This is a genomic window from Micromonospora sagamiensis, assembly GCF_014680085.1.
In the GTDB taxonomy this organism is placed as follows: Bacteria; Actinomycetota; Actinomycetes; order Mycobacteriales; family Micromonosporaceae; genus Micromonospora; species Micromonospora inyonensis.
The window spans coordinates 5,324,988-5,348,274 of sequence record NZ_AP023438.1; the positions used below are offsets into that span (position 1 = coordinate 5,324,988).

A 23,287-nucleotide genomic window follows, 5' to 3' on the forward strand; every position below is an offset into this window, starting at 1 on the left:
CGGCGGGAGGCGACCGCGTGATGTTCGAGCGGGTGGTGCGGCCGGGGCTGTTCCGGATCGGGGGCGGCGACGCCGAGACGGCGCACGAGTGGACGTTGCGGCGGCTCGCCGCGCTGTCCGGGCGACCGACCCTGCTCGCCGGGGTGCGGTCGCGGTACGCGGTGTCCGCGCCGCGCACCGTCTTCGGCGTCCGGTTCCCGAACCCGGTCGGGCTGGCCGCCGGCATGGACAAGAACGGGGTGGCGCTGCCGGCCTGGCCGGCGCTGGGCTTCGGGTTCGTCGAGGTCGGCACGGTGACCGCGCGCCCGCAGCCGGGCAACCCCCGGCCCCGGCTGTTCCGGCTGCGCGACAGCGAGGCCGTGGTCAACCGGATGGGCTTCAACAACGCCGGGGCCGGGGCGCTCGCCGCCCGCCTGGCCGCGCTGCCCCGCCCGCTCGGCGTACCGCTGGGCATCTCGCTCGGCAAGTCCAAGGTGACCCCGCTGGCGGAGGCGGTGGAGGACTACCTCACCTCCTACCGGGCGTTGCGGGACCACGGCGACTACTTCGCGGTCAACGTCTCCTCGCCGAACACCCCCGGACTGCGCGCCCTCCAGGACCGGGAGCACCTCGACGGGCTGCTCGCCGCCCTGGTGGGGGAGAAGCCGGTGCTGGTGAAGATCGCGCCGGACCTGACCGACCCGGCCGTCGCCGAACTGCTGGAGGTCTGCCTCGACCGGGGCGCGGCCGGGGTGATCGCCACCAACACCACGCTGGCCCGCGACGGGCTGGCTCCGGGCGACCGGGCCCGGGGGGCGGAGACCGGTGGGCTCTCCGGCCGTCCGCTCGCCGCCCGGGCCCGCGAGGTGGTCGCCTTCGTGCACCGGGAGACCGGGGGCCGGCTGCCGGTGATCGGGGTGGGCGGAATCGTCGATCCGGACGACGCGGCCCGGATGGTCGACGCGGGGGCGAGCCTGGTGCAGCTCTACACGGGCTTCATCTACCGCGGCCCGGCCCTGGTGCGCGCCGCCGTCCGGGCCGTCGCCCGGGCGGACCGCGGCGCGGCCCGGATGGTCTAGCCGCGTGCCGACCACCTCGCCGGGCGGGTGGTCCGGGGCCCTGCGAGGTGGACCGACAGGACGACGAGTGCCGGTGGATCCACCGGCGGGGGCACGAGGCGAGAAGCCGGAGAGGCGGACAGGGCCGTGACGCCCGAGGAGATCCTGGCGGGGGACCGGGAACACGTGTGGCACCCGTACGCCCCGCTGCCGCCGGCCGTGCCGCCGTACGTGGTGGAGAGCGCCCGGGGGGTGCGGCTGCGCCTGGCCGACGGGCGGGAGCTGGTCGACGGGATGTCGTCCTGGTGGGCGGCCATCCACGGCTACCGGCACCCGGTGCTCGACGCGGCGGTGGTCGACCAGCTCGGCCGGATGAGCCACGTGATGTTCGGCGGGCTGACCCACGAGCCGGCCGTCCGTCTGGCGCGCACCCTGGTGGAACTGGCCCCACCCGGCCTGGAACGGGTCTTCCTCTGCGACTCCGGATCGGTCGCCGTCGAGGTCGCGGTCAAGATGTGCCTGCAGTACCAGCGGGCCACCGGCCGGCCGGAACGGCACCGGCTCGGCACCTGGCGGGGCGGCTACCACGGGGACACCTTCCACCCGATGAGCGTCTGCGACCCGGAGGGGGGCATGCACCATCTCTGGACCGACGTGCTGCCCCGTCAGGTCTTCGCCCCGGCCCCGCCCGGCGGCTTCGACGGCCCGGTCGACCCGGCGTACGAGGCGGCGCTGGTCGACGCGGTCGAGCGGCACGCGCACGAGCTGGCGGCGGTGATCGTCGAGCCGGTGGTGCAGGGGGCCGGCGGGATGCGTTTCCACCACCCGCACTACCTGCGGGTGCTGCGCGAGGTGACCCGCGCCCACGGGGTCCTGCTCGTAGTCGACGAGATCGCCACCGGTTTCGGCCGGACCGGGACGATGTTCGCCGCCGAGCACGCCGGGATCGCCCCGGACGTGCTCTGCGTGGGCAAGGCGCTCACCGGCGGCTACCTGAGCCTGGCCGCCGCGCTCTGCACCGCCGAGATCGCCCGGGGCATCTCCGCCGACGGGGTGCTGGCGCACGGCCCGACGTTCATGGGCAACCCGCTCGCCTGTGCCGTCGCGAACGCCTCCATCGGGCTGCTGCGGGCCGGAGACTGGGCCGCCGAGGTGTCCAGGGTGGAACGGGCGTTACGGAGCGGTCTGGCGCCGTTGCGGGGCGCGGTCGGGGTGCGGGACGTCCGGGTGCTCGGCGCGATCGGCGTGGTGCAGCTCGACCACGAGGTGGACCTGCCGGCGGCGACCGCGGCAGCGGTCGCCGAGGGGGTCTGGCTGCGGCCGTTCCGCGACCTGGTCTACACCATGCCGCCCTACCTGACCGACGACGCGGACCTGGTCCGGATAACCGCGGGTATCGCCGCCGCGGTGGCGGCGGGCTGACGCCCACCGTCCCCGGTGGACACCGGAGGCCCCGACGGCCCGGTGGGTGGCCGCGGGGCGGCACACGAGAGGGAGAGAGAGCAGATGGAGAGCTTCGGAGCCCGGCTGCACCGGGCGATGCGGGAACGCGGGCCGCTCTGTGTGGGAATCGACCCGCACCCGGGACTGCTGGCCCGCTGGGGCCTGCCGGACGACGTCTCGGGCCTTGACCGGTTCACCCGGACCGTCACGGAAGCCCTCGGTGACCGGGTTGCGGTGGTCAAGCCCCAGTCGGCCTTCTTCGAGCGGTACGGCTCCCGGGGCGTGGCCGTGCTTGAGTCAACTATCCGACAGTTGCGGGAAGCCGGCGCGCTCGTTCTTCTCGACGTCAAGCGTGGCGACATCGGGTCGACCGTCGCCGCGTACGCCGACGCGTACCTCAATCCATCCAGTCCGCTGTATGTCGACGCCGTGACGGCGAGCCCCTACCTGGGAGTAGGTTCGCTGGCCCCGATGTTCGACACGGCGGCCCGGCACGGTGGCGGCGTCTTCGTGCTGGCGCTGACCTCCAACCCGGAGGGCAGTGCGGTGCAGCGCGCGCGGGGCGCCGACGGGCGAACCGTCGCGCAGGCCGTCATCGATGAGATTTCCCAGCTCAACGCCGGTGCGGAGCCGCTCGGCAGCGTCGGTCTGGTGGTCGGGGCGACGGTCGGCGACACCGGTCACGACCTCTCCCGGGTGGGCGGTCCGCTGCTCGCTCCGGGGCTCGGCGCGCAGGGCGGCACGGCGGCGGATCTGCGTACCGTCTTCGGTTCCGCACTCTCCGCGGTACTTCCGTCGTACTCGCGCCAGGTGCTCTCCGCCGGTCCCGATCCGGCCGCGCTGCGGGCGGCGACCGAACAGGTTCTGACCGACTGTCGACGGGTCCTCGACGCGGGGAAACTGACTGACGGGTCGGTCACCACGGGGTGACGGGCGCGCGTCCACGTTGCCGAAAGCTCCGCTGACCGCTAGTTTTCCCGGCGCTGGGAACCACTGACCCCTTTGGTGCCCAGCGACACCACGTTTCACAGAAGCGGCGGTGCGTCCCGCCCGCCGCGATAGGGACCTGAGGAGAACTGGTGCCGCTCCCGTCACTTACCCCTGAGCAGCGCGCGGCCGCGCTGGAGAAGGCCGCGGAGATCCGCAAGGCCCGTGCTGAGCTGAAGGAGCAGCTCAAGCAGGGCAAGACCACCCTCGCCTCCGTCCTCGAGCGGGCTGAGGCCGACGACGTCGTGGGCAAGCTGAAGGTCTCGGCCGTCCTCCAGGCCATGCCGGGCATCGGCAAGATCCGGGCGACCCAGATCATGGAGAAGCTCAAGATCGCCGACAGCCGCCGGCTGCGTGGCCTCGGTGACCAGCAGCGCAAGGCTCTGCTTGGAGAGTTCGCCGGGAACTGACCCGTGATTCGGGTACAAACAAGCGGTGAGCACGGCTGACGAGACGCGCCCGGCGGCTCGGCTCACTGTCCTGGCCAGCCCCTCCGGGGCCGGTCGGGCCAGTGTGGTCGAGGCGGTCCGGGCGCGTTTCCCGGCGACGTGGACGCCCGTACCGGCCACCACCCGGCCGCGACGCGGGCACGAAGTGCACGGGGTGGACCGGATCTTCCTGGACCCGGCTGGATTCGAGCGCCTGGTCGCCGAGGGGCGACTGCTCGAGTGGAGCCGGGTCGGACCGTACCGGCGGGGGACACCGCACCGCCCGGTACGGGCCCGGCTCCTCGCCGGGCGTCCGGTCCTCCTCCCGATCGACCCGGACGGCGCGCTGCGCGTCCGCGAGGTCGAACCGGACGCCCGACTGGTACTGCTGGCCCCGCCCGGCTTCCGTCCCGACGCGCGGACCGCAGCCGCGTTCGAGCTGACCCTCCGGCACGACCTGCTCGAACGGGTCACGGCCGAGCTGGTAGGATTGCTCGGTTCGTCCTTTCCGGCACCGGTCCAGCCGCGACCGCGCGGTTGACCGCCCGCCGCGCCGCGGCCGGTCCAATCAGACGCAGAGGTTCAAATTCGTGGGATCCATCGCCAACCCCGAGGGCATCACCAACCCGCCGATCGACGAGCTGCTGGAGAAGACCTCCTCGAAGTACGCGCTGGTGATCTTCGCCGCCAAGCGCGCCCGCCAGGTCAACGCCTACTACAGCCAGCTCGGTGAGGGCCTGCTGGAGTACGTCGGCCCGCTCGTGGAGACCACCCCGCAGGAGAAGCCCCTCTCGATCGCGATGCGCGAGATCAACGCCGGTCTGCTCACCGCCGAGCCGACCGACCAGCCGTAACCCACCCCGCCGATGTCCGCCGGGATCGTCCTCGGGGTCGGCGGCGGCATCGCCGCCTACAAGGCATGTGAGCTGCTGAGGCTCTTCACCGAGTCGGGCCACCGGGTCCGGGTCGTGCCGACCGCGTCGGCTCTCCGCTTCGTCGGAGCGCCGACCTGGGCGGCACTCTCCGGTCAACCGGTGGCCGACGACGTCTGGACCGACGTGCACGAGGTGCCGCACGTCCGGCTCGGTCAGCGGGCCGACCTGGTCGTGGTCGCACCGACCACCGCCGACCTGCTGGCCAAGGCGGCCCACGGGCTCGCCGACGACCTCCTCACCAACACCCTGCTGACCGCCCGCTGCCCGGTGGTGCTCGCGCCAGCGATGCACACCGAGATGTGGGAGCACCCGGCCACCGTGGCGAACGTGGCCACCCTGCGGGCCCGGGGCGTCCTGGTGATCGAGCCGGCGGTCGGCCGGCTGACCGGCGCGGACAGCGGCAAGGGCCGCCTCCCCGACCCGGCGGAGATCTTCGCGGTGGCGCGGCGCGCGCTGCGCCGGGGCCCCGACGCCCCCGTCGACCTGGCCGGACGCCGGGTGGTGGTGACCGCCGGCGGCACCCGGGAACCACTCGACCCGGTGCGCTTCCTCGGCAACCGGTCCTCCGGTAAACAGGGGTACGCCTTCGCGCGCGCCGCGGTCGCCCGGGGGGCCCGGGTGACACTGATCGCCGCCAACGTCTCGCTGCCCGATCCCGCCGGGGTGGACCTGGTCCGCGTCGGCACCACCGAGGAGCTGCGCACGGCCACCCTGGCGGCGGCCGAGACGGCCGACGTGGTGGTGATGGCGGCGGCTCCGGCCGATTTCCGTCCGGCGACCTACGCGCCTGGCAAAATCAAGAAGTCGGAGGACGGCGGCGCGCCCACCATCGAGCTGGTGACGAACCCGGACATCGCCGCGGAGCTGGGTGGGCGTCGCCGGCCGGGACAGGTGCTGGTGGTGTTCGCGGCCGAGACCGGTGACGCGGAGGCCAACGGGCGGGCGAAGCTCGCCCGCAAGCGGGCGGACCTCATCGTGATCAACGAGGTCGGCGTGGACAAGGTCTTCGGTGCCGAGACGAACGCGGCGACCGTCATCGGCGCGGACGGTTCGACCCGGGTGATTCCGGAACGGACGAAGGAAGACCTGGCCGACGACGTCTGGGACCTCGTGGTGCCCCGTCTCACCACCCCTGCCTGACCCGGAGAGCACCCACACGGCCGGGCGGTAGTGACTACACTGCCGCGGAACGACCCTTCACATCTTAGGAGTGCCGTGACACGCCGCCTGTTCACGTCCGAGTCGGTCACGGAGGGCCACCCGGACAAGATCGCTGATCAGATCAGTGATGGGATTCTGGATGCGTTGTTGAGTCAGGATCCGCGTTCGCGGGTCGCGGTGGAGACGTTGATCACGACGGGGCAGGTGCACGTCGCGGGTGAGGTGACCACGAAGGCGTATGCGGATATCCCGTCGATCGTGCGGGAGACGATCCTGGGGATCGGGTACGACTCGTCGCGTAAGGGGTTCGACGGGGCGTCGTGTGGGGTGAGTGTGTCGATCGGGGCGCAGTCGCCGGACATCGCGCAGGGTGTGGACAACGCGTTCGAGTTGCGGACGGGGTCGTCGGAGTCTGCGTTGGATGCGCAGGGTGCCGGTGACCAGGGGATGATGTTCGGGTTCGCGTGTTCGGAGACGCCGGAGCTGATGCCGCTGCCGATCGCCCTCGCCCACCGCCTCGCCCGGCGGTTGTCGGCGGTGCGGAAGGACGGGACGATCCCGTATCTGCGGCCGGATGGTAAGACGCAGGTGACCATCGAGTACGAGGGTCTGCGTCCGGTCCGTCTGAACACGGTGGTGGTCTCGTCGCAGCACGCGGCGGACATCAGTCTGGAGTCGTTGTTGACGCCGGACGTGCGGGAGCATGTGATCGCGCCGGAGGTCGAGGGCCTCGGTCTGGACACCGACGGGTACCGGTTGTTGGTGAACCCGACGGGTCGGTTCGAGATCGGTGGGCCGATGGGTGACGCCGGTCTGACGGGTCGGAAGATCATCGTGGACACCTACGGTGGGTACGCCCGGCATGGTGGTGGGGCGTTCTCGGGTAAGGACCCGTCGAAGGTGGACCGGTCCGCCGCCTATGCGATGCGGTGGGTGGCGAAGAACGTCGTCGCCGCCGGCCTCGCGGAACGGTGTGAGACGCAGGTCGCCTATGCGATCGGTAAGGCGCATCCGGTGAGTCTGTTCATCGAGACGTTCGGGACGGAGAACGTGCCGGTCGAGCGGATCGAGAAGGCCGTGAACGAGGTGTTCGACCTGCGTCCCGCGGCGATCATCCGGGACCTGAACCTGCTCCGCCCGATCTACCGGCAGACCGCCGCCTACGGCCACTTCGGCCGCGAGCTGCCCGAGTTGACCTGGGAGAGCACCGACCGGGCCGCCGACCTCAAGTCGGCCGCAGGAGCCTGACCCCCAGCAGGCACACCGACCGGCGACCCGCTGACGGGTCGCCGGTCGCTCGTGTCTGCGTGGACGTGCCCCTGGCCCATCTGGACCGGCCCTTCGACTACCTGGTCCCCGCCGAACTGGCCGCGTCGGCGGTGCCCGGCACCCGGGTCAAGGTGCGCTTCGCCGGTCAACTCGTCGACGGCTGGCTGCTGGAACGTGCCGAGCGGTCCGGGCACGCCGGCCGGCTGGCGTACCTGGAGAAGGTCGTCTCGCCCGAACCGGTGCTGGCCCCCGAGATCGCCGACCTGGCCCGGGCGGTCGCCGACCGGTACGCCGGCAGCCTCGCCGACGTGCTCCGCCTCGCCGTACCGCCCCGGCACGCCCGGGTCGAGAAGGAGACCTTGCCCGACGAGCCCGCGACCGCCGACGTCCCGACCGCCGACGTCCCGACCGACGCGGCCCGGGCCGAAAGCGCCCCGGTCGACGGAGCCCCGGCCGGGACCATCGTGCCGGCCGTGCCGGGTCCCCCCGTCGTCCCCGATCCGCCGGTCGGTGCGGACGGCTGGGGCGCGTACCCGGCCGGGCCGGGTTTCCTGCGGGCGCTCGCCGACGGCCGGGCCCCGCGCGCGGTCTGGTCCGCGCTGCCGGGAGAGGACTGGCCGGACCGCATCGCCGAGGCCGCGGCGGCCACGGTGCGCGGCGGACGCGGCGTGGTCGCGGTGGTCGCCGACGCCCGCGACCTGGACCGGCTCGACGCGGCGCTGACCGGGGTGCTCGGCCCGGACCGGCACGTCCGGCTCTCCGCCGCCCTCGGTCCGGCCCGCCGCTACCGGGCCTTCCTCGCCGCCCGCCGGGGCCGGGTACCGGTGGTCATCGGCACCCGCGCGGCGATGTTCGCCCCGGTGGAGCGGCTCGGTCTGGTGGCGATCTGGGACGACGGCGACGACCTGCACGCCGAGCCCCGGGCGCCGTACCCGCACGCCCGCGAGGTGCTGCTCACCCGCGCCCAGCTCGGCGGGGCCGCCGCCCTGGTCGGCGGGTACACCCGGACCGCCGAGGCGCAACTGCTGGTGGAGACCGGCTGGGCGCGGGAGGTGGTCGCGGACCGGGCCACCCTCCGGGCGCGTACCCCGGGCGTCGCGCCGACCGGCGACGACCCGCAGCTGGCCCGCGACCCGGCCGCCGCGACCGCCCGGCTGCCCAGCCTGGCCTGGACCACCGCGCGGGACGCGTTGCGGGCCGACACCCCGGTGTTGGTCCAGGTGCCCCGGCGTGGCTACCTGCCGGCGGTCTCCTGCGCCGACTGCCGGGCCCCGGCGCGGTGCCCGCACTGCGCCGGGCCGCTCGCGCTGCCGTCGGCCCGGGGGATGCCGGCCTGCCGCTGGTGCGGCCGGGTCAGCGCCGCGTACGCCTGCCCCGAGTGCGGCGGCCGGCGGCTGCGGGCCGCGGTGGTCGGCGCCCGACGGACCGCCGAGGAACTGGGCCGCGCCTTTCCCGGGGTGCCGGTGCGCACCTCCGGGCGCGAGGAGGTGCTCGCCCGGGTGCCCGGCGGCGCGTCAGTGGTGGTGGCGACCCCCGGTGCCGAGCCGGTCGCCGAGGGCGGCTTCGGCGCGGTGCTGCTGCTGGACTCCTGGGCCCTGCTCACCCGGGCCGACCTGCGGGCCGGGGAGGAGGCGCTGCGGCGGTGGCTCCACGCGGCGGCGCTGGCCCGGCCGGCGACGGCCGGCGGACGGGTGGTGGTGGTCGCCGACGGCGGGCTCGCCCCGGTGCAGGCCCTGCTGCGCTGGGACCCGGCCTGGTTCGCCGCGCGGGAGCTGGCCGAGCGGCGGGAACTGGGATTCCCACCGGCGGTACGGATGGCCAGCGTGACCGGCACCGCGCCGGCCGTGGCCGAGCTGCTCGCCGAGGCCCGCCTCCCCGAGCAGGCCGAGGTGCTCGGTCCGGTCCCGGCCGACGACGACCGGGAACGGATGCTGGTCCGGGTGCCCCGGTCGCGGGCGTCCGCGCTCGCGGAGGCGCTGCACGCCGCGGCCGGGGTCCGCGCCGCCCGCAAGGCCGCCGACCCGGTGCGGGTGCAGGTCGATCCGCTGGAGCTGTTCTGACCTCCGCCGGTACGGGGGTGTTCGCCGGGAAAGTCCTGGCGGGCCCGTGGTAGCATCGCCCCTCACTGCCCGTGCCGGCGCGGCGCGACGACGGCCGGAGCGCGTCGAGGCGACGCCGAATCGATGATGTCAACCAGCCGGTGATCAGAGGTGGATCAGTCGTGACCGTCCGTCAATCGATCGTCTTCAACGGTGATCTCGGCAGCGGCAAGAGCACCGTCTCCGTCGAGATCGCCGAGCGGCTCGGCATGCGGCGGGTCAGCGTCGGCGACCTCTACCGGCAGATGGCCCAGGAGCGGCAGATGACCGCGCTCCAGCTCAACCTGCACGCCGAGCTGGACCAGGCCGTCGACGGCTACGTCGACCAGCTCCAGCGGGACATCGCCGCCTCCGGCGAGCCGCTGGTGATGGACTCCCGGCTGGCCTGGCACTTCTTCACCGACGCGCTCAAGGTGCACATGATCACCGAACCGGGGGAGGCGGCCCGACGTGTGTTGCTGCGCCCCTCCGGCCCGGCGGAGAGCTACACCTCGCTGGAGGAGGCGAAGGCCAGGCTCAAGGAGCGCAGCGACAGCGAACGGAACCGCTTCCTGGTCCGCTACGGCGTGGACAAGGCCCGACTGCGCAACTACGACCTGGTCTGTGACACCACCCGGGCCGCTCCGACCGAGGTGATCGCGCACATCATCGACGCGTACGAGGGACGCCTCGCCACCGACGTGCTCCGCGACGCCCCGCCGCTGCTGCTGCTCGACCCGGCCCGGGTCTACCCCACGGAGGACGTGCACAACCTGCGCGGGCTCTGGGAGAGCGACCTCGTCGAGGCGGTCGGTGCCGCCGGTGACCAGGCGCTGGAGCCGCTGAGCATCGGGTACTCCGGGGAGTACTTCTTCGTCGTCGACGGTCACCGCCGGCTCAGCGCCGCGCTCCAGAACGGCTTCACCCTGGTGCCCGGCCGGCTGGTGGCCGAGGCCGAGGAGCCGGTCGTCGGCGGCCTCACCGCGGCCGAGTACTTCACCCGGCAGGTCCGGGCCGGCACGGTGCACGACTGGGAGGCGGCCCACAAGATCGAGCTCGCGCTGCCGGAGCACGTCCTGCTGGCTCCCGACGCGGTGCTGGCCGGCGACCCGGCCGTGGGGCACTGACCGGAGTCGCATTCGCTGCGCGTCACGCTATCGCCGCCGAGGGTGATCGGGGCATGATGGATCTCCCGTACGCCCGTCGATGGAGGTTCGCCGTGGACGCTGCCGATGCGATGGCTTATCTGTTCTCCCCGCAGGGACGTGTCGACCCCTATCCGGCGTACGAGCGGCTGCGCGCCCACGGGCCGGTCGTCGAGATCGCCCCGGGCCTGTACGTGGCCACCGGGTACGCCGCCATCGACGAGGTGCTCCGCGATCCCCGCTACGAGGTGACCCACGAGGAGCTGACGCAGCACCCGGTGGCCGGCTGGGCGGAGAGCCCTGCCGTCGCCTCCCTCACGGGCTCGATGCTGCGGGCCAACCCGCCCGACCACGGCCGGATGCGGCAACTCGTCGCCGGGGCCTTCACCCCCCGCCGGGTCGCCGCCATGCGCGACGTGGTCACCGCCCAGGCGACCGCGCTGGTCGCGGAGATGGCGCGGCGGGGCCGGGACGGCGCGACCCTCGACGTGATGGACGAGTTCGCCTATCCGCTGCCGATCGGGGTGATCTGCGCCCTGCTCGGCGTACCGGAGGCTGACCGGGAGGCCTTCCGGGGGTGGACCGTCGACTTCGCCGCCGTCCTGGAGCCGGAGATCTCCGACGCGGAGCTGGCCGTCGCCGACCGGGGCGCGGTGGCGCTGCGCGACTACTTCCGGGACCTGGTCGAGGCCCGTCGCCGGGCCCCCGCCGACGACCTGACCACCGCGCTGGTCCAGGCGCACGACGCCGAGGCCGGGCGGCTCACCGGCGACGAACTCCTGGCCAACCTGGTGATCCTCCTGGCCGCCGGCTTCGAGACCACCACCAACCTGCTCGGCAACGGGTTGGTGGTGCTGCTGCGGCACCCCCGGCACGCCGCCGCCCTGCGCGACGACCCCGCCCTCGCCGGGGAGTACGTGGAGGAACTGCTGCGCATCGACTCCCCGGTGCAGGTCACCAGCCGGAAGGCCACCGTCCCGGTCACCCCGGGCGGGGTGCCGGTGCCGGCCGGTGGCCGGGTGCTGCTGCTCCTCGGCGCGGGCAACCGCGATCCGGAGCGGTTCGCCGAGCCGAGCCGCTTCGACCCGACCCGGCCGCACAACCAGCCGCTCTCCTTCGGCGGGGGACCGCACTACTGCCTGGGGGCGGCGCTGGCCCGACTGGAGGCGCAGGTCGCCTTCCCACTGCTGCTGCGCGAGCTGCCCGGCCTGGCACTGGCCGGCGAGCCCCGGCACCGGACCCGGCTGACCCTGCGCGGCTACGCCACGCTGCCGGTGACCGTGGACGCCGATCAGCATCACCGGGTGGTGGTGCCCGTGCCGGCCGGGGAACGCGGTACGCCGACCGGAGCCGGCTCGGGCACTCCGTAGACTGGTACGGCACGAGTTCCGTCCCGTCGACGAAGGAGCCACCCCGCGTGACCGTCCAGCCCATCCGTCTGTTCGGGGATCCGGTGCTGCGCACGCCGGCCGATCCGGTGGTCGACTTCGACGTCGAGCTGCGCAAGCTCGTCGCCGACCTGACCGACACGATGCGGGAGCAGGGCGGGGCCGGTCTCGCCGCCCCGCAGCTCGGGGTGGGCCTGCGCGTGTTCACCTTCGACGTCGACGACGTCCTCGGGCACCTGGTCAACCCGGTGCTGGAGTTCCCGGATTCCGAGGAGCAGGACGGCCCCGAGGGCTGCCTCTCCATCCCCGGGCTCTACTTCGACACCAAGCGCCGGCAGAACGTGATCGCCAAGGGGTTCAACGCCTACGGCGACCCGATGCAGATCGTCGGCACCGGCCTGATGGCGCGCTGTGTGCAGCACGAGACCGACCACCTCGACGGGGTCCTCTTCATCGACCGGCTGGACGCCGCCGGGCGCAAGGAGGCGATGAAGGCGATCCGCCAGGCCGAGTGGTACGACGCCGCCGCGCCGCCGGTGGTCAAGGTGAACCCGCACGGGGCCGCCAGCCCGTTCGGTCTGGGGCGGTGACCGTGCGCCTGGTCTTCGCCGGCACGCCGGCCGTCGCCGTCCCCGCCCTGGAGGCGGTCGCCGCCTCCGGGCACGAGCTGGTCGCCGTGGTCACCCGCCCGGACGCCCCGGCCGGACGCGGACGCGGGCTGTCCCGCTCCCCGGTCGGCGCGTGGGCCGACGCGCACGGCGTCGAGGTGCTCACCCCGGCCCGCCCGCGCGAACCGGAGTTCCTCGACCGGCTCCGCGCACTCGCCCCGGACTGCGTCCCGGTGGTCGCCTACGGCGCGCTGGTGCCGCCGGCCGCGCTGGAGATCCCCCGGCACGGCTGGATCAACCTGCACTTCTCGCTGCTGCCCGCCTGGCGGGGCGCGGCCCCCGTGCAGCACGCGGTGCTGCACGGTGACGAGCTGACCGGCGCGAGCGTCTTCCAACTGGAGGAGGGGCTGGACACCGGCCCGGTCTACGGCACCCTCACCGACCGGATCGGGCCGCAGGACACCTCCGGCGACCTGCTGGAGCGGCTCGCCGTGTCGGGCGCGGGCCTGCTGGTGGCGGTGCTCGACGCGATCGCCGACGGCACCGCCCGCGCCGTTGCGCAGCCGGCCGACGGGGTGTCCCTGGCCCCGAAGCTGACCGTCGAGGACGCCCAGGTCCGCTGGGCCGAGCCGGCGTTCGCGGTGGACCGGCGGATCCGGGCCTGCACCCCGGCCCCCGGCGCGTGGACGACCTTCCGGGGCGACCGGGTCAAACTCGGCCCGGTGCGGCCGGTGCCCGACGCTGCGGAGCTGAAGCCCGGCGAACTGCTCGTGGAACGCAGGCGGGTGCTGGCCGGCACGGCCACCACCCCGGTGTCGCTCGGCGAGGTACGCGCCGCCGGCAAGAAGCCGATGCCGGCCACCGACTGGGCGCGGGGCGTCCGGGTCGACACCGGCGAGGAGTTCGCGTGACCGGGCCGGAGGAACGGACCGAGTACCCACGGCCGCGCCGGTCCGGTCCGGGCGTCGAGCCCGGGCGCGGCGACCGCCGACGTGATCCACGGGACGGCCGGGGCGGGGTCGACCGGCGCGGTGGCGGGCGGCCCGGCCGCCACGACGTCGTGGACCGGCCGCGTCACGCCGCGTACGAGGCGGTGGCGGCGGTGCACCGCGACGACGCGTACGCCAACCTGGTGTTGCCGGCCATCCTGCGGGACGCGGGGCTGTACGGCCGGGACGCGGCCTTCGCCACCGAGCTGACCTACGGCACCCTGCGCGCGCTGGGCACCCTGGACGCCATCCTCACCGACGCCGCCGGCCGGGACGTGGACCGTATCGACCCGCCGGTGCGCGACGCGCTGCGGCTCGGCGCGTACCAGCTCCTGCACACCCGGGTGCCGGCCCACGCGGCGGTCTCCGCCACGGTGGACCTGGTCCGGGCGGTCGGTCCGGGCGCGACCGGGTTCGCCAACGCGGTGTTGCGCGAGGTCGCCGGCCGGGACGCCGACGCCTGGATCGACCGGATCGCCCCGTCGATGGCGGACGACCCGGTCGGGCACCTGGCGCTGGCCCACAGCCACCCGCAGTGGATCGTCCGGGCCTTCTCCGAGGCGCTCGGCGGTGACCTGGGTGAGACGACCCGGCTGCTGATCGAGGACAACCAACCCCCGCCGGTGCACCTGTGCGCGCGGCCGGGGCGGGCCGACCCGGCGGAGCTGGCCGACGAGGTCGGCGGCGCGCCGGGAGCCTTCTCGCCGTACGCGGTGTACATGTCCGGCGGCGCGCCGGGTGACCTGCCGGCGCTGGCGCAGGGTCGGGCGCACGTGCAGGACGAGGGCTCACAGCTCGTGGCGGCGGCGCTGACCGCCGCCCCGTTGGACGGGGCGGACGGCCGCTGGCTGGACCTCTGCGCCGGCCCGGGCGGCAAGACCGGTTTGCTGGGCGCGCTCGCGGCCCAGCGCGACGCGCGGGTGACCGCGGTCGAGGTGGCCGAGCACCGGGCCCGTCTGGTCGAGCAGGCCACCCGTGGACTGCCGGTGAGCGTGCTGCACACCGACGGCCGGACGGTCGGCTCCGACTCGAAGCTGCCGGAGGAGCACTTCGACCGGGTGCTGGTGGACGCCCCCTGCACCGGCCTCGGATCGCTGCGTCGCCGGCCGGAGTCGCGCTGGCGCCGCCAGCCGTCGGACCTGCCGCCGCTGACCCGGCTCCAGCGGGAGCTGCTCACCGCCGGCCTGCGCGCGACGCGTCCCGGCGGGCTGGTCGCCTACGTCACCTGCTCGCCGCACGTGGTGGAGACGCACGTGACGGTCACCGAGGCGGCCCGGCGCTGCGGGGCGCCGGTGGACTTCGTCGATGCCCGGCCGCTCCTGCCAGCGGGTATGCCGGGCCTGGGGGCCGGGCCGACGGTGCAGCTCTGGCCGCACCGGCACGGCACGGACGCGATGTTCCTCGCGGTGCTGCGGCGCGGCTGACCCGGTCGTCGATCGGGGTGGGGCCGATGGTCCCACCCCGGCTTCCGGGAACGCCCCGGCGGACCGGTGCCGGGTCGGATGGGTCGGTCCGTGCGCCGGAACGGGTGTGCCGGCCCGACGCTCCGGATCGCGGGGAGCGTCGGACCGGCGGTGTCCGGTCAGGCGTAGCGGATCGGCAGGGCCTTGGTGCCGCCGCCCTTGACCGAGCGCTTCAGGCTGCGGTCACTGAGCCAGAGGAAGCACTGGATCCCGCGGTTGCCGTCCTTCCACTCCTCCTGCGAGGGGTGGTAGTAGATCGTCCCGGTCCGGTACTTGAGGTTGCTGTCGTCGGGCACCTTCGCGTACTTGGCGACCATCGCCTGGCACCGCCGGTGGACGCGCGTGCTGCCCTTGACCAGTTCGGCGTGGTCGTCGACGGTGTCCGGGTAGACGCCGACGAACTCGGCGTCGTGCCGGGTCGTGCAGGCCACCTCGGCCATGTCGTCGACCTTGTCGTTGGCCAGCTTGACGTTGAAGCAGCGGTGGGCGAGCGGGGAGTCGGCGGCCAGCGCGCCCTTGAGGCTGCCCGTCCGGGGCTTCACGACCGGACCGTCGAGGCGGTTGACCTCGGCGACGTCGCAGCGGAACCACCGCGCGCCGCCCTTCCAGCCGTACTCGGACGGGAAGATGGTGTGCAGGGCGATCCGGCCCGAGCGCCAGTCCGCGCCGAGCGTCCGGTTCGCCGCCTTCTCACACTCGCCGTACGCGGCCAGCCGGGCCGGTGATCCGGCCGGTGGGGGCGTGGCGCGGTCGCTGTGCTCGGCGGGCAGCGTGCCCACGTGCACCGTCTCCGTCTCGTGGGACTGGTCGCAGGGCACCGGGCCGTACGAGCTGAGGTAGCCGACCTCCGTCTCGTCCGGGTGGCACGTCTCGGGTGCCGGCTGGAAGATCTTCGGCGCGGCCAGGCCCGCCCAGTCGTCGACGAGGTTGCCGTCGGTGCCCTCCGGCACGCCGCAGCCGGCCAGCGCCAGCGCCGCCACCCCACCCAGAGCGCACGCCCTCAACCACCGTCGCATGACCCGTCCTCCCCGTACCGTCCGTCGACGCCGCCCCGGCGTTCGGGGCGGGCCACGGCGCAGGAGCATACGGCACCCGTACCAGTCGCGCGGGGACCGACCGTCCCCGTGGGACGGTCGGTGACGCCGGCCCGGGGACGAGGTGACGAGCGGTCACCGTGCGGTGCGGCACGGTGCCGGCGGACCGGGCGCTCAGCCGATCCGGACGGGGAGGGCCGTCGTCCCGCCGTCCCGGACCGACCGGGTCAGCGGCTTCTCCCGCCACAGGAAACACCGCACGCCCCGGTCGCCGTTGCGCCACTCCGGCTCGTAGGGGTGGTGGACGAGTGCCCGGGACCGGAAGCCGAGCGCGTCGAGGATCTCCTGGTCGAAGGGATGGCAGGTGTCGTCCTGCGGCTGGAAGACCGCCGGTCCGGGTGAGGGCTGCTTCGTCTGGTCGCCGGCGGTGGCCTTCCCGGCCGATGCGCAGCCGGCCAGGGCGAGTGCCGCCACCCCGCCCAGGGCACACGCCCTCCACCACCGCCGCATCGATCCGCCCTTCCGGCCTCCGCCCGTCCCGGTGCCGGGCGGGCCACGGCGCGGGAGCCTACGGCACCGTTCTCGGTCGCGCGTACCGACCGTCCCGGTCGGACGGTGGGTGGTGCCGGCCGGTCCCGCGAGGTGGTCGGTGGTGGCGCGGTGCCAGGGAGTGTCGGGTGCGTTCGTACACTGGCCGGGTGACCGTACCGCCCCCGATCATCGCGCCCAGCATCCTCGCCGCCGATTTCGCCCGCCTCGCCGACGAGGTGCGCGCCGTGGAAGACGCCGCGGACTGGCTGCACGTGGACGTGATGGACAACCACTTCGTGCCCAACCTGACCATCGGGCTGCCCGTGGTGCAGAGCCTGCGGGCGGTGACCGCGCTGCCGTTCGACGTGCACCTCATGATCACCGATCCACGGCGCTGGGCCCCCGGGTACGCCGACGCCGGGGCGTACAACGTCACCTTCCACGCCGAGGCCTGCGACAACCCGGTCGAGCTGGCGCGGGACCTGCGCTCGGCCGGGGCGAAGGCCGGCCTGGCCATCGACCGGGACACCCCGATCGAGCCGTACCTGGAGATCCTGCCCAGCTTCGACACCCTGCTGATCATGACGATCAAGGCCGGGTTCGGCGGGCAGCGGTTCATCCCGCAGCTGCTCGACAAGGTCCGCACCGCCCGCCGGCACGTCGCCGCCGGTCACCTGGAACTGCGCATCGAGGTGGACGGGGGGATCGCCGCAGACACCATCGCGCAGGCCGCCGAGGCCGGCGCGGACGCGTTCGTCGCCGGCACGGCCGTCTACGGCGCCGACGACCCGGCCGAGGCGGTACGTCGCCTGCGTGCCCTGGCGGGACGCGCGGCAGCCGGGGTCTGACCCGTGGAGCCCGCCGGTGAGCGCCCCGATGTCATCCTCGTCGTCGACGACGACGAGGACATCGCCCGGTTCGTCGAGTTCAACCTCCGGCTGCACGGCTTCGAGGTGATCCACGCCGCCGACGGGCAGGAGGCGCTCGAGGTGATCGAGCGAGCCCGTCCCGACCTGGCCGTGGTGGACCTGATGATGCCCCGCATCGACGGCCTGGAGCTGACCCGACGGCTGCGCGCCGACCCGATGACCTCCGCCCTGCCGGTGATCATGCTGACCGCCAAGGGGATGACCGTCGACAAGGTGCACGGCCTCAGCGCTGGGGCCGACGACTACCTGGTCAAGCCGTTCGACACCGCCGAGCTGGTGGCCCGGGTCAGCTCCACCCTGCGCCGTAACAAGGAGTTCCGCGAGGTCTCCCCGCTGACCGGGCTGCCGGGCAACAGCCGGATCCGCCGGGAGATCAGCGACCGGGTGCGCAGCGGCACCGACTACGCCGTCGGCTACATCGACATCGACCGGTTCAAGAGCGTCAACGACCGGTACGGTTTCGTCCGCGGTGACGACTTCATCTCGGCGCTGGCCCGCAGCCTGCACCGGGCGGTGGTGTCGCTCGGACTCCCGCCGGCCTTCCTCGGCCACGTCGGCGGCGACGACTTCGTGATCGTCTGCACCCCCGAGCAGGTACGCCCGCTCACCTCCCGCGCGGTGGTCGACTTCGAGACCTCCGCCGACAAGTTGTACGACCCCGTCGACGCCGAACGCGGCTACGTCGAACTGAAGGACCGGCGCGGCAACATCCGTAGGGCCGCCCTGGTCACCCTCTCCATCGGGGTCTCCCTCTCCGACAGCCGGAAGCGCTTCACCGACCCCCTCGAGGCGATCGCGGTCGCCTCCGAGATGAAGACGGTGGCCAAGAGCCAGCCCGGGTCGTACGTGGCGGTGGACCGGCGGCGGGGCCTCCCCGACCGCCCCACGGGAAACCCTCCGAAGCTGTGAGGTAGCTCGCCGGGGTGGCGGACACCCCCGGTCGACGTGTAAGACTTCCCACGTACCCACCACGCGCTGGCGGGACTCGGTGTAATTCCGAACCGGCGGTGATCCACGGCCCGAGCCGTGGTCAGCCCGCGACCCGGTCGGCCTCGGCCGCCCGGTGGACCTGGTGAGATTCCGGGGCCGACGGTTGGGGGCGGGCAATCCCGCGCCCAGACAGTCCGGATGGGAGACAGCGCGCGGGACGGACAGGCCCGGTGCCGGCCATCGCTGTCGGCTGCCCTCCGGGCCTGCCGGGTCGGCTCCGCCGTTCCCGGCTCCGCCGCCGCATGCCCGCCTCCCACCCCGCCCGCGTGTCGACCCGCGCGAGAGAGCAGGGGCAGGCGATGGCCGGCGTCTCCACCGACGAGGCGATGCGACGCGCGATCGCGTTGGCCGCCCGGGGCCTGGGCACCACCAGCCCCAATCCGGTGGTCGGGTGCGTGCTTCTCGACCCGGACGGCGAGATCGTCGGGGAGGGCTTCCACGCCTACGCCGGGGGGCCGCACGCCGAGATCGTCGCGCTGGCACAGGCCGGCGACCGGGCGAAGGGCGGCACCGCCGTGGTGACCCTGGAACCCTGCGACCACACCGGCCGCACCGGCCCCTGCACCCACGCGCTGATCCGGGCCGGGGTGGCCCGGGTGGTCGTCGCCGTGCCCGACCCCAACCCGGTCGCCTCCGGCGGCGCGAGCACGTTGCGGGCCGCCGGTGTCTCCGTCGAGCTGGGGGTACGCGCCGACGAGGCCGAGGCCGGCAACATCGCCTGGCTCACCTCGACGCGCCGGGGCCGGCCGTACGTGATCTGGAAGTACGCCGCCACGCTCGACGGGCGCTCGGCCGCCGAGGACGGCACCAGCATGTGGATCACCTCCGAGGCGGCCCGGATGGACGTGCACGCGCTGCGCGGCACCGTGGACGCGATCGTCGTCGGGGTCGGCACCGTACTGGCCGACGACCCCCGGCTGACCGTGCGCAACCTGCGCGACGGCACTCTCGCCATCCGGCAGCCGCTGCGGGTGGTGGTGGACAGCGCGGGGCGTACCCCCCTCGACGCCCGGGTCCGCGACGCCGCCGCCGACACCTGGATCGCCACCGCCGCCGAGGTCGGCGCGGGCCCGGACGGCCGGGTCGACCTGCCGGCCCTGCTCACCACGCTGCACCGGCGCGGGGTCCGGGCGGTCCTGCTGGAGGGGGGACCCCGCCTCGCCGGTGGCTTCCTCGCCGCCGGCCTGGTCGACCGGGTCGTCGGCTATCTCGCGCCCCGGCTGCTCGGGGCGGGGCCGTCCGCGGTCCGCGACGCCGGCGTGCACACCATCGACGAGGCCATCGACCTGGAGATCGTCGACAGCACGCAGGTCGGACCCGACCTGCGGATCACCGCGCTGCCCCGGAAGAGGGAGGGCTGACATGTTCACCGGCATCGTCGAGGAGCTGGGCGAGGTCGTCCGGGTGACCGAGACCGGGGACGACTCGGCGCTGGTCGCCGTCCGCGGCCCGCTGGTCGTCTCGGACGCCCGGCACGGCGACTCCATCGCGGTCAACGGCGTCTGCCTGACCGTGGTCGAGGTCGACGGGGACGTCTTCACCGCCGACGTGATGGGGGAGACCCTGCGTCGCTCCGCGCTGGGCGCGCTGCGCCCCGGTGACCGGGTCAACCTGGAGCGGGCCGCCGCGCTCGGCAGCCGGCTCGGCGGACACCTGGTGCAGGGGCATGTCGACGGGGTCGGCGAGCTGCTCGACCGGGAACCGGCCGAGAAGTGGGAGACGGTCCGTTTCCGCCTCCCCGCCGGCCTGGCCCGGTACGTGGTGGAGAAGGGCTCGATCACCGTCGACGGGGTCTCGCTGACCGTCGCGTCCGTCGGCGACGACTGGTTCGCCGTCGGGCTGATCCCGACCACCCTCGCGTTGACCACCCTCGGGGTACGGCGCCCCGGTGACCCGGTCAACCTCGAGGTGGACGTGCTCGCCAAGTACGTCGAGCGACTGCTCGGCGACCGGTTCACCGGCGGAGCCCGCTGATGGGGCCGCTGGCGTGGCTGCTCACCGCCCAGGTCGAGGTGGCCGGCTCACCGGTGCTGGTCCGGGAGGTCGTCGGCAACGTCTTCGGGCTGGCCTCGGCGCTGCTGGGGCTGCGCCGACTGGTCTGGGCCTGGCCGGTCGGCATGGTCGGCAACGCCCTGCTGCTGACCGTCTTCCTCGGCGGGGTCTTCACCACCCCGCAGGCGCACGACCTCTACGGGCAGGCCGGCCGGCAGGTCTTCTTCTTCGCGGTGAGCTGCTACGGCTGGTGGCGGTGGTCGCGTACCCGCCGGCTCGGCGGCGCGCCGGACGGCGCGGCGGTCGTCCCCCGCTGGGCCACCGGCCGGGAGCGGCTGCGGATGCTGGCGGTGGCCGTGCTCGGCACCGCCGTGGCGTACCCGGTGCTCGCCGCGCTCGGGTCCTGGGGGCCGCTGCCGGACGCCTGGATCCTGGTCGGCAGCCTGCTCGCCACCTACGGCATGGCCCGCGGCTGGGTCGAGTTCTGGCTGGTCTGGATCGCGGTGGACGCGGTGGGTGTGCCCCTGCTGCTGCGCGGTGGCTTCTACCCCTCCGCCGCGATGTACCTGTTCTACGGGCTCTTCTGCGCCTGGGGCTTCGCCAGCTGGTGGCGCACCTCGGCGAGGACCGCGCGGGCGCCCCACGATCCCGTTCCGCACAGCTACCTGGAGGCTGCGGTATGACCACGTTCGGAACCATCGAGCAGGCGGTGGCGGATGTCGCCGCCGGCCGGCCGGTCGTCGTGGTGGACGACGCCGACCGGGAGAACGAGGGCGACCTGATCTTCGCGGCCGAGAAGGCCACCCCGGAACTGGTCGCGTTCATGGTCCGCCACACCTCCGGCTACATCTGCGTGCCGCTGACCGAGGGCGAGTGCGACCGGCTGGACCTGCCGCCGATGCACCACACCAACCAGGACCGGCGCGGCACCGCCTACACGGTCACCGTGGACGCCCGGGAGGGGGTCAGCACCGGGATCTCCGCGGCCGACCGCGCACACACCATCCGGCTGCTCGCCGACGCCGCGACCAGCCCGGCCGACCTGGCCCGCCCCGGGCACGTGGTGCCGCTGCGCGCGCGGGAGGGCGGGGTGCTGCGCCGACCCGGGCACACCGAGGCGGCCGTCGACCTGACCCGGCTGGCCGGGCTGCGCCCGGCCGGGGTCCTCTGCGAACTGGTCAACGACGACGGCACCATGATGCGCCTGCCGGACCTGGAGAAGTTCTGCGCGGAGCACTCCCTCACCCTGATCACCATCGCCGACCTGATCGCCCACCGGCGGCGGACGGAGAAGCAGGTCGAGCGGGTCGCCGAGGCCCGGATGCCCACCGCGCACGGAGTCTTCCGGGCGCTGGGCTACCGCAGCGAGCACGACGGCGCGGAGCACGTCGCCCTGGTCATGGGCGAGATCGGCGACGGCCGGGACGTGCTGGTGCGGGTGCACTCGGAGTGCCTGACCGGGGACGTCCTCGGCTCGCTGCGCTGCGACTGCGGTCCGCAGCTCGACGCCGCCCTGGCCCGGGTCGCGCAGGAGGGGCGGGGCGTGGTGCTCTACGTCCGGGGCCACGAGGGGCGCGGCATCGGCCTGCTGCACAAGCTCCAGGCGTACCAGCTCCAGGACCTCGGGCGGGACACCGTCGACGCCAACCTCGACCTGGGGCTGCCGGCCGACGCCCGCGACTACGGCACCGGCGCGCAGGTCCTCTACGACCTCGGGGTCCGCTCGATGCGGCTGCTGACCAACAACCCGGCCAAGCGGGCCGGACTGGAGGGCTACGGCCTGACCATCTCCGGCCGGGAGGGACTTCCCATCCGTCCGCACCCGGAGAACGTGCGTTACCTGCGGACCAAGCGGGACCGGATGGGACACCTCCTCGACGAACTGGACGAGGTCACCGAGACGCCGCTGCGCCGGGTGGCCACGGCCGACGAGATCGGAGCCTGAGATGGCGGGATTCGGCGAACCCGGGGCGAGCGTGGTGGACGCGGCCGGCCTGACCGTGGGCGTGGTCGCGGCCCGCTGGCACGGCGACCTCACCGACCACATGTGCGACCGGGCGGTGGCGGCCGCCGAGGCGTGCGGGGCCCGGGCCGTGGTCGCCCGGGTCGCCGGCTCGGTCGAACTGCCGGTGGTGGCGCAGGCGCTGGCCCGCCGCTGCGACGTGGTGGTCGCCCTCGGCGTGGTGGTGCGCGGCGCGACCGCCCACTTCGACTACGTCTGCCGGTCGGTGACCGACGGGCTGACCCGGGTCGCCCTGGACGAGGGAAAGCCGGTCGCCCACGGGGTGCTCACCGTCGACACCGTCGAGCAGGCCCGGGACCGGGCCGGGCTGCCCGGCTCGGCGGAGGACAAGGGCTGGTCGGCCACGGTCGCCGCCCTGGACGCGGCGCTGGCCATCCGAGGGCTGGACGCCGCCAACGGCCACCGGCTCGGGTTCGGCCGCTGACGGCTCGGGGTCGGCGGCCGACCCCGCCCGGCTGACGGCGGTACGGGTCCCGGCGGGGCCGAGGCGACCCGCCCGGGACCCGGGCCACCCGGTCGGCCGGCGCGGCTGGAAGAATCGGCTCCCGTGAAGACGTTCGAGGAGTTGTTCGCCGAGCTGCAGGCCAAGGCCGCCGCCGGCACCCCGGGGTCGGGCACGGTCGCCGCGCTCGAGCGGGGTGTCCACTTCATCGGCAAGAAGGTCGTCGAGGAGGCGGCCGAGTCGTGGATGGCCGCCGAGCACGAGGGGCCGGAGCGGACCGCCGAGGAGATCTCCCAGCTGCTCTACCAGGTCCAGGTGCTGATGCTCGCCAGTGGTCTCGACCTCGAGGACGTCTACCGACATCTGTGAGTGCCCCACCCGACCGGTTGCGTCACGATCGAGATAAGGAGCACTC

Annotated in this window: 24 protein-coding genes and 1 riboswitch; of the genes, 22 read left to right on the forward strand and 2 right to left on the reverse strand. The window is 74.1% G+C overall.

The window, feature by feature from the left end; genetic code table 11:
- Positions 1 to 17: 17 nt before the first annotated feature.
- The 14 genes from IGA62_RS23520 to IGA62_RS23585 all read left to right on the forward strand — a co-directional run bounded on the left by IGA62_RS23520 (position 18) and on the right by IGA62_RS23585 (position 14,892).
- Positions 18 to 1,058, forward strand: coding sequence for a quinone-dependent dihydroorotate dehydrogenase (locus IGA62_RS23520; RefSeq protein ID WP_145818825.1), 1,041 nt, complete (start codon positions 18 to 20; stop codon positions 1,056 to 1,058).
- 126 nt (positions 1,059 to 1,184) lie between these two features.
- Entirely contained in the window at positions 1,185 to 2,459 is a 1,275-nt protein-coding gene (locus tag IGA62_RS23525) for an adenosylmethionine--8-amino-7-oxononanoate transaminase (RefSeq protein ID WP_145818824.1), read from the forward strand.
- An 84-nt stretch (positions 2,460 to 2,543) separates the two neighbouring features.
- Positions 2,544 to 3,410 (forward strand): orotidine-5'-phosphate decarboxylase, encoded by an 867-nt coding sequence (pyrF, locus tag IGA62_RS23530; protein ID WP_145818823.1) that lies wholly within the window; start codon positions 2,544 to 2,546, stop codon positions 3,408 to 3,410.
- Positions 3,411 to 3,559: 149 nt separating this feature from the next.
- Positions 3,560 to 3,877: an integration host factor, actinobacterial type gene (mihF, locus tag IGA62_RS23535; protein WP_088984943.1), complete on the forward strand. Its 318-nt coding sequence runs from the start codon at positions 3,560 to 3,562 to the stop codon at positions 3,875 to 3,877.
- A 25-nt stretch (positions 3,878 to 3,902) separates the two neighbouring features.
- Positions 3,903 to 4,436, forward strand: coding sequence for a guanylate kinase (locus tag IGA62_RS23540; protein ID WP_145818822.1), 534 nt, complete (start codon positions 3,903 to 3,905; stop codon positions 4,434 to 4,436).
- 49 nt (positions 4,437 to 4,485) lie between these two features.
- Positions 4,486 to 4,749, forward strand: coding sequence for a DNA-directed RNA polymerase subunit omega (gene rpoZ / locus IGA62_RS23545; RefSeq protein WP_091462737.1), 264 nt, complete (start codon positions 4,486 to 4,488; stop codon positions 4,747 to 4,749).
- 12 nt (positions 4,750 to 4,761) lie between these two features.
- Entirely contained in the window at positions 4,762 to 5,970 is a 1,209-nt protein-coding gene (gene coaBC / locus IGA62_RS23550; RefSeq protein WP_145818821.1) for a bifunctional phosphopantothenoylcysteine decarboxylase/phosphopantothenate--cysteine ligase CoaBC, read from the forward strand.
- Positions 5,971 to 6,045: 75 nt separating this feature from the next.
- Complete coding sequence (metK, locus tag IGA62_RS23555) at positions 6,046 to 7,239, forward strand: methionine adenosyltransferase (RefSeq protein ID WP_145818820.1); 1,194 nt, start codon at positions 6,046 to 6,048, stop codon at positions 7,237 to 7,239.
- A 59-nt stretch (positions 7,240 to 7,298) separates the two neighbouring features.
- On the forward strand, positions 7,299 to 9,320 hold the full coding sequence (locus tag IGA62_RS23560) for a primosomal protein N' (RefSeq protein ID WP_145818819.1): 2,022 nt from the start codon (positions 7,299 to 7,301) through the stop codon (positions 9,318 to 9,320).
- A gap of 161 nt (positions 9,321 to 9,481) precedes the next feature.
- Positions 9,482 to 10,465, forward strand: a complete 984-nt coding sequence (locus IGA62_RS23565) for an AAA family ATPase (protein WP_145818818.1) — start codon at positions 9,482 to 9,484, stop codon at positions 10,463 to 10,465.
- A gap of 92 nt (positions 10,466 to 10,557) precedes the next feature.
- Positions 10,558 to 11,853, forward strand: coding sequence for a cytochrome P450 (locus IGA62_RS23570; RefSeq protein WP_145818817.1), 1,296 nt, complete (start codon positions 10,558 to 10,560; stop codon positions 11,851 to 11,853).
- A gap of 47 nt (positions 11,854 to 11,900) precedes the next feature.
- On the forward strand, positions 11,901 to 12,461 hold the full coding sequence (gene def / locus IGA62_RS23575) for a peptide deformylase (protein WP_145818816.1): 561 nt from the start codon (positions 11,901 to 11,903) through the stop codon (positions 12,459 to 12,461).
- 2 nt (positions 12,462 to 12,463) lie between these two features.
- Complete coding sequence (gene fmt, locus IGA62_RS23580) at positions 12,464 to 13,390, forward strand: methionyl-tRNA formyltransferase (protein WP_145822045.1); 927 nt, start codon at positions 12,464 to 12,466, stop codon at positions 13,388 to 13,390.
- Entirely contained in the window at positions 13,387 to 14,892 is a 1,506-nt protein-coding gene (locus IGA62_RS23585; RefSeq protein ID WP_145818815.1) for an RsmB/NOP family class I SAM-dependent RNA methyltransferase, read from the forward strand. The genes fmt and IGA62_RS23585 overlap by 4 nt, the downstream gene beginning before the upstream one ends.
- Positions 14,893 to 15,050: 158 nt before the next feature.
- Here IGA62_RS23585 and IGA62_RS23590 read toward each other — a convergent pair whose 3' ends face one another.
- Positions 15,051 to 15,947, reverse strand: a complete 897-nt coding sequence (locus tag IGA62_RS23590; RefSeq protein WP_145818814.1) for a septum formation family protein — start codon at positions 15,945 to 15,947, stop codon at positions 15,051 to 15,053.
- A 192-nt stretch (positions 15,948 to 16,139) separates the two neighbouring features.
- Positions 16,140 to 16,475, reverse strand: coding sequence for a hypothetical protein (locus IGA62_RS23595; protein WP_145818813.1), 336 nt, complete (start codon positions 16,473 to 16,475; stop codon positions 16,140 to 16,142).
- A gap of 188 nt (positions 16,476 to 16,663) precedes the next feature.
- On the opposite strand from IGA62_RS23595, the gene rpe reads away from it, so the two are divergent.
- The 8 genes from rpe to IGA62_RS23635 all read left to right on the forward strand — a co-directional run bounded on the left by rpe (position 16,664) and on the right by IGA62_RS23635 (position 23,241).
- Entirely contained in the window at positions 16,664 to 17,344 is a 681-nt protein-coding gene (gene rpe / locus IGA62_RS23600; RefSeq protein ID WP_145818812.1) for a ribulose-phosphate 3-epimerase, read from the forward strand.
- A gap of 3 nt (positions 17,345 to 17,347) precedes the next feature.
- Positions 17,348 to 18,334 carry a response regulator gene (locus tag IGA62_RS23605; RefSeq protein ID WP_091462729.1) on the forward strand — a complete coding sequence of 329 codons (987 nt, stop codon included), beginning with the start codon at positions 17,348 to 17,350 and terminating at the stop codon, positions 18,332 to 18,334.
- A 61-nt stretch (positions 18,335 to 18,395) separates the two neighbouring features.
- Positions 18,396 to 18,569, forward strand: a riboswitch (FMN riboswitch).
- Between the two features lie 145 nt (positions 18,570 to 18,714).
- Positions 18,715 to 19,776: a bifunctional diaminohydroxyphosphoribosylaminopyrimidine deaminase/5-amino-6-(5-phosphoribosylamino)uracil reductase RibD gene (gene ribD, locus IGA62_RS23610; RefSeq protein ID WP_190289304.1), complete on the forward strand. Its 1,062-nt coding sequence runs from the start codon at positions 18,715 to 18,717 to the stop codon at positions 19,774 to 19,776.
- Position 19,777: 1 nt separating this feature from the next.
- Positions 19,778 to 20,389 carry a riboflavin synthase gene (locus IGA62_RS23615; protein WP_190289202.1) on the forward strand — a complete coding sequence of 204 codons (612 nt, stop codon included), beginning with the start codon at positions 19,778 to 19,780 and terminating at the stop codon, positions 20,387 to 20,389.
- Positions 20,389 to 21,090 (forward strand): nicotinamide riboside transporter PnuC, encoded by a 702-nt coding sequence (gene pnuC, locus IGA62_RS23620; RefSeq protein WP_145818810.1) that lies wholly within the window; start codon positions 20,389 to 20,391, stop codon positions 21,088 to 21,090. The genes IGA62_RS23615 and pnuC overlap by 1 nt, the downstream gene beginning before the upstream one ends.
- Positions 21,087 to 22,352, forward strand: coding sequence for a bifunctional 3,4-dihydroxy-2-butanone-4-phosphate synthase/GTP cyclohydrolase II (locus tag IGA62_RS23625; protein WP_145818809.1), 1,266 nt, complete (start codon positions 21,087 to 21,089; stop codon positions 22,350 to 22,352). Before pnuC ends, IGA62_RS23625 begins: the two co-directional genes overlap by 4 nt.
- 1 nt (position 22,353) lies before the next feature.
- Positions 22,354 to 22,854: a 6,7-dimethyl-8-ribityllumazine synthase gene (gene ribH, locus IGA62_RS23630; protein WP_145818808.1), complete on the forward strand. Its 501-nt coding sequence runs from the start codon at positions 22,354 to 22,356 to the stop codon at positions 22,852 to 22,854.
- A 123-nt stretch (positions 22,855 to 22,977) separates the two neighbouring features.
- Positions 22,978 to 23,241 carry a phosphoribosyl-ATP diphosphatase gene (locus IGA62_RS23635; protein ID WP_091462723.1) on the forward strand — a complete coding sequence of 88 codons (264 nt, stop codon included), beginning with the start codon at positions 22,978 to 22,980 and terminating at the stop codon, positions 23,239 to 23,241.
- The last annotated feature ends 46 nt before the right edge of the window (positions 23,242 to 23,287 follow it).

Coding starts and splice junctions, on each gene's coding strand:
- IGA62_RS23615 (WP_190289202.1), top strand. CDS start 19,778: ATGTTCACCGGCATCGTCGAGGAGCTGGGCGAGGTCGTCCGGGTGACC.
- ribD (WP_190289304.1), top strand. CDS start 18,715: ATGGCCGGCGTCTCCACCGACGAGGCGATGCGACGCGCGATCGCGTTG.
- pnuC (WP_145818810.1), top strand. CDS start 20,389: ATGGGGCCGCTGGCGTGGCTGCTCACCGCCCAGGTCGAGGTGGCCGGC.
- IGA62_RS23625 (WP_145818809.1), top strand. CDS start 21,087: ATGACCACGTTCGGAACCATCGAGCAGGCGGTGGCGGATGTCGCCGCC.
- IGA62_RS23595 (WP_145818813.1), bottom strand. CDS start 16,475: ATGCGGCGGTGGTGGAGGGCGTGTGCCCTGGGCGGGGTGGCGGCACTC.
- pyrF (WP_145818823.1), top strand. CDS start 2,544: ATGGAGAGCTTCGGAGCCCGGCTGCACCGGGCGATGCGGGAACGCGGG.
- ribH (WP_145818808.1), top strand. CDS start 22,354: ATGGCGGGATTCGGCGAACCCGGGGCGAGCGTGGTGGACGCGGCCGGC.
- IGA62_RS23590 (WP_145818814.1), bottom strand. CDS start 15,947: ATGCGACGGTGGTTGAGGGCGTGCGCTCTGGGTGGGGTGGCGGCGCTG.
- coaBC (WP_145818821.1), top strand. CDS start 4,762: ATGTCCGCCGGGATCGTCCTCGGGGTCGGCGGCGGCATCGCCGCCTAC.